At 59.7% G+C, this 10,927-nt stretch carries 15 protein-coding genes and 1 pseudogene; 9 read left to right on the top strand and 7 right to left on the bottom strand.

Annotation, left to right across the window (positions count from 1 at the left end; all coding sequences use genetic code 11):
• Positions 1-334: 334 nt before the first annotated feature.
• The 3 genes from CON76_RS01390 to CON76_RS01380 are packed head-to-tail and all read right to left on the bottom strand — an operon-like array spanning position 335 to position 3,102.
• The gene (locus tag CON76_RS01390) at positions 335-601 is read right to left on the bottom strand and encodes a DUF167 domain-containing protein (protein WP_101101361.1); all 267 of its coding nucleotides are present in this window, start codon (positions 599-601) and stop codon (positions 335-337) included.
• A gap of 11 nt (positions 602-612) precedes the next feature.
• Positions 613-2,118 (bottom strand): cryptochrome/photolyase family protein, encoded by a 1,506-nt coding sequence (locus tag CON76_RS01385; protein ID WP_101101359.1) that lies wholly within the window; start codon positions 2,116-2,118, stop codon positions 613-615.
• A 6-nt stretch (positions 2,119-2,124) separates the two neighbouring features.
• Positions 2,125-3,102: an integron integrase gene (locus tag CON76_RS01380; protein ID WP_101101357.1), complete on the bottom strand. Its 978-nt coding sequence runs from the start codon at positions 3,100-3,102 to the stop codon at positions 2,125-2,127.
• A gap of 121 nt (positions 3,103-3,223) precedes the next feature.
• On the opposite strand from CON76_RS01380, the gene CON76_RS12695 reads away from it, so the two are divergent.
• From CON76_RS12695 to CON76_RS12685, 3 genes are all read left to right on the top strand, one after another.
• A complete protein-coding gene (locus CON76_RS12695; protein WP_145995293.1) occupies positions 3,224-3,688 on the top strand; it encodes a hypothetical protein in 465 nt (154 codons plus the stop codon).
• Between the two features lie 332 nt (positions 3,689-4,020).
• Positions 4,021-4,311, top strand: coding sequence for a hypothetical protein (locus CON76_RS12690; protein ID WP_145995292.1), 291 nt, complete (start codon positions 4,021-4,023; stop codon positions 4,309-4,311).
• 42 nt (positions 4,312-4,353) lie between these two features.
• A complete protein-coding gene (locus CON76_RS12685; protein ID WP_145995291.1) occupies positions 4,354-4,848 on the top strand; it encodes a hypothetical protein in 495 nt (164 codons plus the stop codon).
• A 93-nt stretch (positions 4,849-4,941) separates the two neighbouring features.
• Here CON76_RS12685 and CON76_RS01370 read toward each other — a convergent pair whose 3' ends face one another.
• Positions 4,942-5,196, bottom strand: coding sequence for a Txe/YoeB family addiction module toxin (locus CON76_RS01370; RefSeq protein WP_101101353.1), 255 nt, complete (start codon positions 5,194-5,196; stop codon positions 4,942-4,944).
• On the bottom strand, positions 5,193-5,444 hold the full coding sequence (locus CON76_RS01365) for a type II toxin-antitoxin system Phd/YefM family antitoxin (RefSeq protein WP_101101351.1): 252 nt from the start codon (positions 5,442-5,444) through the stop codon (positions 5,193-5,195). The genes CON76_RS01370 and CON76_RS01365 overlap by 4 nt, the downstream gene beginning before the upstream one ends.
• 86 nt (positions 5,445-5,530) lie before the next feature.
• Here CON76_RS01365 and CON76_RS13780 point away from each other — a divergent pair, with 86 nt between their 5' ends.
• The 6 genes from CON76_RS13780 to CON76_RS01335 are packed head-to-tail and all read left to right on the top strand — an operon-like array spanning position 5,531 to position 10,154.
• On the top strand, positions 5,531-6,328 hold the full coding sequence (locus CON76_RS13780) for a YqgE/AlgH family protein (RefSeq protein WP_420812876.1): 798 nt from the start codon (positions 5,531-5,533) through the stop codon (positions 6,326-6,328).
• The gene (gene ruvX, locus CON76_RS01355) at positions 6,325-6,711 is read left to right on the top strand and encodes a Holliday junction resolvase RuvX (RefSeq protein ID WP_101101349.1); all 387 of its coding nucleotides are present in this window, start codon (positions 6,325-6,327) and stop codon (positions 6,709-6,711) included. The genes CON76_RS13780 and ruvX overlap by 4 nt, the downstream gene beginning before the upstream one ends.
• Entirely contained in the window at positions 6,708-7,250 is a 543-nt protein-coding gene (gene pyrR, locus CON76_RS01350; protein ID WP_101101347.1) for a bifunctional pyr operon transcriptional regulator/uracil phosphoribosyltransferase PyrR, read from the top strand. Before ruvX ends, pyrR begins: the two co-directional genes overlap by 4 nt.
• Positions 7,247-8,200: an aspartate carbamoyltransferase catalytic subunit gene (locus CON76_RS01345; protein WP_101101345.1), complete on the top strand. Its 954-nt coding sequence runs from the start codon at positions 7,247-7,249 to the stop codon at positions 8,198-8,200. The genes pyrR and CON76_RS01345 overlap by 4 nt, the downstream gene beginning before the upstream one ends.
• Positions 8,201-8,211: 11 nt before the next feature.
• Positions 8,212-9,534: a dihydroorotase gene (locus CON76_RS01340; RefSeq protein WP_101101343.1), complete on the top strand. Its 1,323-nt coding sequence runs from the start codon at positions 8,212-8,214 to the stop codon at positions 9,532-9,534.
• Between the two features lie 20 nt (positions 9,535-9,554).
• Positions 9,555-10,154 (top strand): DUF2889 domain-containing protein, encoded by a 600-nt coding sequence (locus tag CON76_RS01335; RefSeq protein WP_101101342.1) that lies wholly within the window; start codon positions 9,555-9,557, stop codon positions 10,152-10,154.
• Positions 10,155-10,172: 18 nt separating this feature from the next.
• On the opposite strand, the gene gloA is transcribed toward CON76_RS01335, so the two are convergent.
• The gene (gene gloA, locus CON76_RS01330) at positions 10,173-10,589 is read right to left on the bottom strand and encodes a lactoylglutathione lyase (protein WP_101101340.1); all 417 of its coding nucleotides are present in this window, start codon (positions 10,587-10,589) and stop codon (positions 10,173-10,175) included.
• Positions 10,590-10,615: 26 nt separating this feature from the next.
• Positions 10,616-10,927, bottom strand: a pseudogene (locus tag CON76_RS13000) (hypothetical protein); the annotation flags it as partial.

Here is a 10,927-nt window from a genome sequence, read left to right as displayed (position 1 = left end):
TGCTGCCGCCATCGAAGCGGCCCTCGATCTTGCGTCGGCCCAGTCGGCCAAAATCAATCACGCCAACCTCATCGGCAGTTGTTTGCGGTGTACAGTTTGGTTTCGGCATTGCCCGTCCTCTCATCCAGATTCGATACCTCGATGTTCGGGCATTTCAAGGGCAATGTCGTCCTCATTTCTACGGGCTATGGTGAAATATCCGGGCTAGTTCCCCCCCCGCGCGCTGGGGGGGACACAAACCCCTCACCCCACCAGCCTTACCCGCAGCGCCATGAGCTTGTAGGTGTCGAGCCGGTCTTCGTCGAGCACGGTCTCGAAGCACTCGCCGCCGTGCTCACGCCGGTAACTGCAGTGCCGCTTGCAGTTCGGTGTCCGACACGCCTTCCACCGCCACCCGCTTGGTGCGGCTGCTGGTGCCCATCTCGATCGAAATGGCCGACTTGGGCACGCCACAGCGTTGTGCCAGAAACACAATCAGCGCCTTGTTGGCCTCGCCGTCCACTGGCGGGGCTTTGAGCTGGATTTTGGGTTTGCCATCGTGGGTGCCGACCAACTGTGTCTGTTTGGCCCCCGGCTGGCAGTAAAGGACGATTTTGCCCATGTTTTCCCTGCTCAGGCCCGTGGCTTTTTGACCACCGCATAGCGCATCAGCGTTTTTTCGCGTGCGGCGGCGTGGTCCACCACGGGGTGGGGGTAGTCCTGGCCCAATGTGATGCCCGCTGTTTGCAGCTCCAGCGGTTTGGCTTGCCACGGGGCGTGGATGGCGGCATCGGGCAGTGCGGCCAACTGCGGCAGATAACGCCGGATGAACTTGCCCTGTGGGTCAAACTTCTCGCTTTGGCTGACGGGGTTGAAGATGCGGAAGTACGGTTGCGCATCGCAGCCGCTGGAGCTGGCCCACTGCCAGCCGCCATTGTTGGCGGCCAGGTCAAAGTCGATCAGCCGCTCGGCAAAATAACGCTCGCCCCAACGCCAGTTCAGCCCCAAGTCTTTGCACAAAAAGCTGGCCGTGACCATGCGCAGGCGGTTGTGCATGTAGCCCGTTTGGTTGAGCTGGTGCATGGCAGCGTCCACCAGCGGGTAGCCGGTGCGGCCTTCGCACCAGGCCGCAAACAGCGCCTCGGCGTGCTTGCCGTGTTCCCAGCGGATGGCATCGTATTCGGGCTTGAAGCTGCGTTCCACCACGTGCGGATGGTTGGCCAGAATTTGGTGGTAAAAATCGCGCCAAATCAACTCGCTCAGCCATGTGCTGCCCCCGGCCTGACCCCGCTGGTGCAGCGCGTGCGCCATGTTGGCCAGTTGCCGGATGCTGATGGTGCCAAAGCGCAAATGCACGCTCAGGTAACTCGGGCCTTTGATGGCGGGGTAGTCCCGCGCTTGCTGGTAATGCTCAATGCGGCTGCTGAAGTCCTCCAGCAAGGCCCGTGCGCCCCGGCTGCCGGTCTTGATTTTGAGTGCGCGCAAATTGGTGGGCGCAAAACCCAGGGCTTCCAGCGTGGGTACGCCTGGGGCTTGGTCGGCGGGCAATGGGGCCAGCGCGTCGGCGTAACGCTCCACCGGGTAGGCTTGCAGGTAGAACGGCGTGATTTTTTTGAGCCAGGCGTTCTTGTACGGCGTGAACACGCTGAACGGCTGGCCGTTGAGCGTGACCACCTCGCGGCCCTCAAAAACGACGTGGTCCTTGTAGTGGTGCAGCATCACGCCCGTGTGCGCCAGCGTGCCCAGCACGTGGCGGTCGCGCTCCAGCGCGGCGGGTTCATCGTCGTGGTTGGTAAACACCGCCTGCACGCCCAGTTGCGCCGCCACGCGCGGCACCACATCGAGCGCCGGGCCGTGGCGCACCAGCAGCCCCACGCCCTCGGCCCCGTTGCTGCGGCCCAGCGCGCGCAGTTGTTCGTCCAAGTCGATCAGCGATTCGTGGATGAACTCCACGCGCCGGTCGGCCTGCAAGCCGCGTTCCAGCAACGGCTGCAAGATGGTGGTGTCGAACACAAACACGCACCACACCTTTTTGCAACTCTTGAGGGCGTGGTACAGCGCGGCGTTGTCGTCCGCACGCAAATCGCGCCGGAACCACATCAGGCCAGCGTCGTATTTCTTGGGGGGGCGGTGGGGCATAACGAATTACAGTTGATCCAATGGGCTGAGTACGCCACGTCCGCCTTGGTTCAGCACGTGGGTGTAAATCATGGTGGTGGCCACATCGGCATGGCCCAGCAATTCTTGGATGGTGCGGATGTCGTAGCCGCTTTGCAGCAAGTGGGTGGCAAAACTGTGGCGCAAGGTGTGGGGGGTGGCGGGTTTGGCAATATCAGCGGCCAGCACCGCTTTTTTCATGGCCCGTTGTAACAGTTTTTCATCCATGTGGTGGCGGCGCTCTGCTCCGCTGCGTGGATCTACCGAATAACTGCCTGAAGGGAAGATATATTGCCAACCCCATTCTGTGCTGGCGTTGGGGTATTTGCGCTCCAGTGCATCAGGTAAAAAAAAATTGGCCATGCCTTTGGCTGCATCGTCTTCAAACAAACGGCGGCGCCATGCCAAATGCTCCTGCAACGGTGCGGCCAATTTGCGTGGCAACATGGTGATGCGGTCTTTGCCGCCTTTGCCGTCGCGTACCAATACCTCAGCGCGTTCAAAATCCACATCCTTGACGCGCAACCGCACCACCTCCATCAGCCGCATGCCGGTGCCATACAGCAAGCGAGCCATTAAACCATGCATACCTTGCATGCGTTCCAATATCGCAGCCACTTCGGTTTGCGTCAGTACCACGGGTAAGCGGGCGGGTCGCTTGGCCCTGACTACCTCTTGCAGCCAAGGAAGATCCTGTTCTAGCACTTCGCGGTACAAAAACAACAAGGCCGATAGGGCTTGATTCTGCGTGGAGGCCGATACTTGACCTTGCACCGCCAAGTGGGTCAGAAAATCCTCCACTTCCACCGATCCCATGTCTTTGGGGTGGCGTTTGCCATGAAAAAGGATGAACCGCTTTACCCAGTGGGTATATTGGCGTTCTGTAGCCAAGCTATAGTGCTTGAGACGGATCTTGTCGCGCAACTGATCCAGCAGTTTTTTGGGAGGGTGTGTTTCTTGGAGCATAGACCGCGAAAACGGTGTGTTATTGCAGCATGCAAGATGGCTTTTGGTTTTGTTATACACCTGTGTTTTAAATGAGTATACACCGATTTCGGTGTATACTGAACGTTAGGTAATCAACTCCATGACAGACATCCACACTAAAAACTTAGAACTTATTGTAGAGGCAATTAAATACTGCAAAAAAGTCAAAGACATGGGGATGCCAAAATCATGCTACAGCAAAGCACTTCGCGAACCAGTATTTTTCCTATGGGAAAAGAAGTACGGCATCAATAAATATTCATCGAGCAAATATCGCTCTGTTGCTGCCCAAAACATTCCAGATAACAATGGTAACTTGGTATATGATCATGCAATACCTTTTAAGTACATCTTGGAAAAAGCCCTCTCCATGCAGGATGTGAACACTAATACTGTCAAGGACTTGCTAGATCAGAATTTATTCGCCTGCACAATCACTAAAGAAGAAGATGCAGCTCTTTTTAAGCATGGTCTTGCACATAAAATGCCCAAAGACTGGGATGGGTTAGATGCTCTTTCTAGGTACAAATCAGCCGGTATAGAAGTAGTCGAACAAAATAAATAATCCTAACAAATGGTTCAAACCGTTCGCTCCGCTCACTGGGACGGGCTAAAGCCCGCCCCTTAACCAAACGTTAGGTGGCTTCACACGCACCGCAAACCGGCGCGCCGGATACTTACTGCGAAATGCCGCAGCATTCTCAATGGCCTCGCGCTCCGTTGCATACGTCTCCGCATGATCGATGCAGTGCGTTCGCTCTGGGTCGCCGCCGCCGGACGCTACCCAGCATGGGCCGCCCACGGCATCAATTTCAATCACGTAGTCTGGCATCACCTTCTTCCTTCTTTGTTTAAATATCACCTAACCGTTTCATTGCACGGGACGGCGCACCGCCCGTGAATTCAGGCGTTATATTTCTTGTATCCAGGATTTGGAGTTTTATTTTGAAAAAGGTAATAGATTCAAGTGGTGCTGTAATAGGTTTATTCGACGGCACGACCGTTAAAGATGACCTTGGCAAAGTGGTCTACTGGATAAGTGATGAAGAAGCCTTCGCACCGAGCAGTTATTCTGATGCTAATTTGCAGAGTTTCAACAAAGGACAGTGGGGCTTTATTGGAAAAGTTTCCGAGGGGCAGTGCGTTTATGAAAATGAAGTTGTATTTGCAATAGTCGATGGAGCCTAACGATTTAATCTGGACAAAAATACACAAAATGGAGAGATAAGAGTGAAGAATTGGTATAAAAATATGACTAAAGGGCAAAAGATTTTTGTCTATTTCGTCTCTGCGGCATTGGTTATGGTTTTTGGAATAGGGTTACTTCCACTGGCTATACTGATTTACCTTGAGCTTGGACAAAGTCAAGAAATGGAAAATGAATTAGCGTTGGATGCTACAGAAAATCCAAAAAATGAAACCTCACTTTCACTAGCGGCTTCCTTATCTTTTATTTCGTATCTCGTGGCGTTTTGCACCATGTTTTACGAAGATTATGGGATGGTGTTTTCTACGGCACTTTTCGATCATCCAGCAGCATTTTCTGAATTCTTGGCGAAAGCATTTGGGGGGTCAATACTATTTCCAATAGTACATGTTGGAGTAGCATCCTGTTTTAAAACAAAACGGAATCCCAGCTCTCGGAGAAATATTTTTATCGGCTGGGCTATTGCAATTATTATCATTCAATTGCTTACAGTTATAAGTGGTACGCCAAAAATATAACAAACGGCTGTTGTCGGACGCGCCTACGCTGCGCTCCGGCACGCCACAAAGCCGAGCGTTAGATGTCGCGTTCCAGATGATTACCCACCCAGTTCAATAGTGATACCGCAACTGCGCAATCAGCAGCGCGTCGTCGTCCACGCGGTACACCAGCCGGTGCTCGTCCGTGATGCGCCGTGACCAAAAATCGGCCAAGGCGTGTTTGAGCGGTTCCGGTTTGCCGATGCCTGCAAACGGATCGCGCTGCACTTCCTTGATCAGTTTGTTGATGCGCTCCACCATGCGCCGGTCTTGGTGCTGCCAGTACAGGTAGTCTTCCCAAGCCGTTTCGGCAAACACCAACTTCACTCGCTCAGCTTTCTTTCAACGCCTTGGCCTGCGTTGAGCTGGGTGACCGCTGCCATCAGGCGCTTGGCGTTGGCGGGGCTGCGCAGCAGGTAGGTCGTTTCCTCCATCGCGGTAAAGTCTTCCAGCGACAGCATGATCACCGACGGTTGCCCGTTGCGGGTAATGATCAGCGGTTCGTGGTTGTCGCAAACCCGGCTCATGGTTTGCGCCAGGTTGGCGCGGGCGGCGGAGTACGAAATGGCATCCATCAAAAAGCTCCTTGTTGTACGGCTTATTGTACGTCTGTGCAGCATTCTTGGCACGGTGTGGCTGCCGCCCACGTAAAATCCGCGCCATGAGTTCAGATCCCGCCTCCTTCAACTTGACCCACCACTTCTTGATCGCCATGCCCGGTCTGAACGATGAATTTTTTGGCAAAAGTGTGGTGTACGTGTGCGAGCACAGCCCGCGCGGTGCGCTGGGGCTGATCGTCAACAAGCCCAGCGACATCAAGCTCGAAGACCTGTTCGACAAGCTGGAGTTGCCGCTGCGCCGCGCCGATGTGCGGGGCATGCCCGTGTTCCACGGTGGCCCGCTGCAAACCGAGCGCGGTTTTGTGCTGCACGAAACCATGGGCGCGGTGCTTCCGGTCGGGCACGACCACACCCCGCCCGAAGTGGCCAAGGCCCTGCACGACGCTTTGCATGGTTTGCGCACCGCCGAACGCATGGAGCGTGGTGACAGCTTTCCCGAACCGACCGAAGCCCCGGCCGCCGAGGCCGAACCTGCGCCGAAAAAACGCCGTTCGCGCAAAAAAACCGTGGCCACGTTGCAGCTGGACACTGTGCCGCTGCCATCGGCGTATGCGTCCACCTTGCACATTGAAGGCGGTGTGCTGGAAATGACCACCTCGCGCGATGTGCTGGAGGCCATCTCCTCCGGCGCAGGACCGCAGAACGTGTTTGTTTCGCTGGGGTATTCGTCGTGGGGCGAGGGCCAGCTGGAGGTGGAATTGGCCGAAAACAGCTGGCTGACCGTGGCTGCCGATCCGGCGGTGATCTTCAACACCCCGGTCGAGCAGCGTTACGACAAGGCGCTGGCCTTGTTGGGCGTGCAGGCCTGGATGCTGACCGCCGAGGCGGGGCACGCATGAACGCGCACACCTTTTTGGCCTTTGACTACGGCCTCAAGCGCACCGGCGTGGCCAGCGGCAACACCATCAGCCGCACCGCGTCGCCACAAGCCACCATCAAGGCCGAAGGTGATGCGCGCTTTGTGCAGATTGCGGCCCGCATCCACGAATGGCAACCCAACGCGCTGGTGGTGGGCGTGCCCTACCACCCCGACGGTGCCGCGCACGACAATACCGCCCGTGCGCTCAAATTTGCGCGCCAGTTGCGCGGGCGCTTCAACCTGCCGGTGCACGAGGTGGACGAGCGTTACAGCACCACCGAAGCCCATTCCTTTGGGGCCAAAGATGCCGATGCCGCTTCGGCCTGCATCATCCTGGAACAGTTTTTAAGGAGTTTGCCTTGAGTCAATTGCAATTGGATGCCGAAGCACTCTACGCCGAGTTGCTGCGTGGCGTGAAGGCTCTGCTGGCGGCAGCGGGTGTGCCGTTGCGGCTGGTGGGTGTGACCTCGGGCGGGGCGTGGCTGGCCGCGCGTTTGCAGCGCGAATTGGGGCTGCCCGGCGAGGCGGGCGTGATCTCCGCCGCCATGCACCGCGACGACTATGGCCAGCGCGGCTTGAGCGCCAGCGCCCAGCAAACCCGGCTGCCGTTTGACGTGAATGGCGCGCACGTGCTCATCATCGACGACGTGCTCTACACCGGGCGCACCTTGCGCGCCGTCATCAACGAGCTGTTCGACTATGGCCGTCCGGCCAGCGTGCGCTTGGCGGTGCTGGTGGACCGTGGTGGGCGCGAGCTGCCCATGAGCGCCGACTTTGCGGCGGGCCGTTTGCCATTGGGGCCGCGCCAGTCGTTCGAACTGGCACAGGCCGACGACGGCACCTTCCGCTTTGTGGTGCAAGAGCAAAGCGCCCAAGTTCAGGCTTCTGGAGCTTCTCGATGAAAAATCCCCAACTGAATAAGAACGGTGAGCTGATTCACCTGCTGTCCACCGAAGGGCTGCCGCGTGCCATCCTGACGCAGATTCTGGACACCGCGGCCAACTTCGTCAGCATTGGCGACCGTGAGGTCAAGAAAGTGCCGCTGTTGCGGGGCAAGAGCGTGTTCAACCTGTTCTTTGAAAACAGTACCCGCACCCGCACCACGTTCGACATTGCCGCCACGCGCTTGAGTGCCGACGTGTACACGCTCGACATTGCGCGCAGTTCCACCGCCAAGGGCGAGTCGCTGCTGGACACCATTGCCAACCTGAGCGCGATGGCGGCGGACATTTTCGTGGTGCGCCACAGCGAATCGGGTGCGCCGTACCTGATTTCGCAACATGTGGCACCCCACGTCCACGTGGTCAATGCGGGCGATGGCCGCCACGCCCACCCCACGCAGGGGCTGCTGGACATGTACACCATCCGCCACTACAAAAAGGACTTCACCAACCTGTCGGTGGCCATTGTGGGCGACGTGCTGCATTCGCGCGTGGCGCGTTCTGACATCCATGCCTTGACCACCTTGGGTTGCCCCGATGTGCGCGTGGTCGGCCCCCGCACTTTGGTGCCCAGCGATTTTGCCCAGATGGGTGTGCGTGTGTGCCATACGCTAGAAGAGGGTATCAAGGACGCCGATGTGGTCATCACCCTGCGCCTGCAAAACGAGCGCATGAGCGGTGCGCTGCTGCCATCGAGCCAGGAATACTTCAAGAGCTTTGGCCTCACGCCCGAGCGGCTGCGCTGGGCCAAGCCCGACGCGATTGTGATGCACCCCGGCCCCGTCAACCGTGGGGTCGAAATCGACTCGCACGTGGTGGATGGCCAGCAAAGCGTGGTGCTGCCGCAGGTGACGTTCGGCATTGCCGTGCGCATGGCGGTGATGGGCATTGTGGCTGGCAACGAAGCGTGAGGAACGACCCCATGAAAATCCTGATTCAAAATGGCCGCGTGATCGACCCCGCCACCCAAACCGACCGTGTGGCCGATGTCGCGATTGCCGCCGGGCGCATCATCGGCATTGGCAAGGTGCCCGCCGACTTCACGCCGCACCGCACCATCGATGCCAGCGGCTGCATCGTGGCACCGGGGCTGGTGGATTTGTCCATGCGCCTGCGCGAGCCAGGCCAGGAACACACCGGGATGCTGGAAAGCGAAATGCGCGCTGCTGTGGCCGGTGGTGTCACCAGTTTGGTGTGTCCGCCCGACACCGAGCCGGTGTTGGACGAGCCCGGTCTGGTGGATATGCTCAAATTCCGCGCCGAAAAGCTGCACCAAGCCCGGGTGTTCCCGCTGGGGGCACTGACCCGTGGCCTGAAGGGTGAAGTGTTGACCGAAATGGTGCAACTCACCGAGGCCGGTTGCGTTGGTTTCACGCAAGCCGAGGTGCCGATTGTCAACACCCAGGTGTTGCAACGTGCGTTGCAGTACGCGGCCACCTTTGGTTACAGCGTGTGGCTGCGCCCGCAAGACTTCTGGCTCGGCAAGGGCGTGGCGGCCAGTGGGGCGCTGGCCTCGCGCTTGGGCCTGAGTGGCATTCCGGCTGCGGCGGAGGTGATTGCGCTGCACACCATCCTAGAACTGTTGCGCGGTGTGTGCAAAACTGGTGGCGAAACCGTACACCTGCACCTGTGTCGCATCAGCAGTGCGGCTGGGCTGGAGTTGGTGCAACAGGCCAAAGCCGAAGGCTTGCCCGTGACGTGCGATGTGAGCATCCACAATTTGCATTTGACCGATACCGACATCGGCTTCTTCGACAGTCGTCTGCGCTTGCAGCCACCGGTGCGCCAGCAACGCGACCGCGATGCCTTGCGCGCCGCACTGGCCGATGGCACCATCGACGCGCTGGTGTCCGACCACAACCCGGTCGATGCCGATGCCAAGCAACTGCCCTTTGCCGATGCCGAACCCGGCGCCACCGCCGTGGAGCTGCTGCTGGGCTTGGCCTGGAAGTGGGCCGAGCAAGATGGCGTACCGCTGCAACGCACCTTGGCGGTGCTCACGCAAGGCCCGGCGCAGGTATTGGGCCGCAGTTTGGGCACGTTGCAAGCCAGCGTGGGCCGCCTGGTGGAAGGCGGCGTGGCCGACCTGTGCATCATCGACCCCGCCCAGCACTGGCGCGTGACGCAGGCCAGCCTGCGCAGCCAGGGCAAGCACACGCCGTTCGAGGGCCACGAGCTGCCGGTGTCGGTGCGCACCACGCTGGTGGCGGGCCAGGTGGCCTTCGACACCAGCGCACGCGCCTGAACCACAAAGAGGCCGCCGCCATGCCACTGCCGCCCGCGCAACCGCGCCACCAGATGCACACCCGACGCATCACGTTCCAGGCCTACCGGCGCGATGATGGCCTGTGGGACATCGAAGCCGAGTTGCACGACAGCAAGACGCACCCGCTGGAACTGCCCTACGAACGTGTCTGGCAGGCGGGCGAGCCCATCCACGGTATCCAGTTGCGTGTCACCATCGACACCCAGATGGTGGTGCGCGACATTGCTGCGTCCATGAACGACGTGCCGCACGGCAACTGCCAGCAGGCTTTGCCACCGCTGCACCACATGGTAGGCAGCACGCTGGGGCCGGGCTGGCGCAAGGCCATTGAGCAGCACTTGGGCGGTGTGCAAGGCTGTGCCCATGTGCGTGAGCTGTTGTTCAACGTGGCCACGGCGGCGTTCCAGGCCTTGCCGGGCGGCTTGTCCGGCACCGCCAGCGCCAACCAGCCGCCCATGCACCTGGGCCAGTGCGTGACGTGGGATTTTGACGGCCCGCTGGTGCAAAAGTTGTACCCGGTCTACTTCCAGCACCCGTCCAACAACGGCAAAGCGGCGGTCAAGACCGCCGCTCCTTCAGGCACCAGCGCCGCGCCGTAACGCCGCGCCGCTGCTGTATCAGCGCAGGCCCTGGCCGTGCGCGTGGTCGTCGGCGCGCTGGATCAGCTCGATCTTGTAGCCGTCCGGGTCGGTCACGAACGCAATCACCGTGGTGCCGCCCTTGACCGGGCCCGCCTCGCGCGTAACGTTGCCGCCCGCTGCGCGGATGGCCTCACACGCGGCGTAGGCATCGGGCACGCCCAGTGCGATGTGGCCGTAGGCGGTGCCCAGCTCGTAGCTGTCCACATCCCAGTTGTAGGTCAGCTCCAGCTCGGCTTGGGCTGGGTTGCCGCCTTCAAAACCCAGAAACGCCAGCGAGTAGCGGTATTCCGGGTTCTCGGAGGTGCGCAGCAACTGCATGCCCAGCACTTGCGTGTAGAAGTCGATGGAGCGTTGCAGGTTGCCCACGCGCAACATGGTGTGCAGGAATCGCATGACAAAAACCTCGTGCAAATGAACGCTTACTTGATGCGACCAAAGCTGGTGCGCAGCGGGTCGATACCGCCACCGCCCGCAGGCTTGCCTTGACCGCCCCCCGGGCGGCCATTGCGGCCACGGTGGCGCTGGCCACGTTCGCCCAGGGCGTCAATGCCGGTGCGCAGCGGATCGGGCTGGCGCGCAGCGTTGCTGCGGCCTTCAGAATTACCACGCCCTTCGGAGCGGAACTCGCTGCGCCCTTCGCCGCGCGGCTGGGCCGGGCGACCATCGGCACGCGGGCCGCTGTTCTGGCGCGGGCGGTTGGCGCCTGCGTTGCCTGCGGCGTTGCCACGCGG

It is taken from the genome of Macromonas bipunctata, from assembly GCF_002837135.1.
Classification (GTDB): domain Bacteria; phylum Pseudomonadota; class Gammaproteobacteria; order Burkholderiales; family Burkholderiaceae_C; genus Macromonas_A; species Macromonas_A bipunctata.
The sequence above is the reverse complement of the archived record's forward strand: the minus strand, read 5'-3'. Positions and strand labels throughout refer to the sequence as shown.

Bases quoted from the DNA above. Each gene is read 5' to 3' on its own strand.
- ruvX (WP_101101349.1), top strand. From the start codon at position 6,325: ATGAACGCGCACACCTTTTTGGCCTTTGACTACGGCCTCAAGCGCACC.
- CON76_RS01380 (WP_101101357.1), bottom strand. From the start codon at position 3,102: ATGCTCCAAGAAACACACCCTCCCAAAAAACTGCTGGATCAGTTGCGC.
- CON76_RS01385 (WP_101101359.1), bottom strand. From the start codon at position 2,118: ATGCCCCACCGCCCCCCCAAGAAATACGACGCTGGCCTGATGTGGTTC.
- gloA (WP_101101340.1), bottom strand. From the start codon at position 10,589: ATGCGATTCCTGCACACCATGTTGCGCGTGGGCAACCTGCAACGCTCC.
- CON76_RS13780 (WP_420812876.1), top strand. From the start codon at position 5,531: ATGAGTTCAGATCCCGCCTCCTTCAACTTGACCCACCACTTCTTGATC.
- CON76_RS01340 (WP_101101343.1), top strand. From the start codon at position 8,212: ATGAAAATCCTGATTCAAAATGGCCGCGTGATCGACCCCGCCACCCAA.
- CON76_RS01390 (WP_101101361.1), bottom strand. From the start codon at position 601: ATGGGCAAAATCGTCCTTTACTGCCAGCCGGGGGCCAAACAGACACAG.
- CON76_RS01365 (WP_101101351.1), bottom strand. From the start codon at position 5,444: ATGGATGCCATTTCGTACTCCGCCGCCCGCGCCAACCTGGCGCAAACC.
- CON76_RS01345 (WP_101101345.1), top strand. From the start codon at position 7,247: ATGAAAAATCCCCAACTGAATAAGAACGGTGAGCTGATTCACCTGCTG.
- CON76_RS01335 (WP_101101342.1), top strand. From the start codon at position 9,555: ATGCCACTGCCGCCCGCGCAACCGCGCCACCAGATGCACACCCGACGC.
- CON76_RS12695 (WP_145995293.1), top strand. From the start codon at position 3,224: ATGACAGACATCCACACTAAAAACTTAGAACTTATTGTAGAGGCAATT.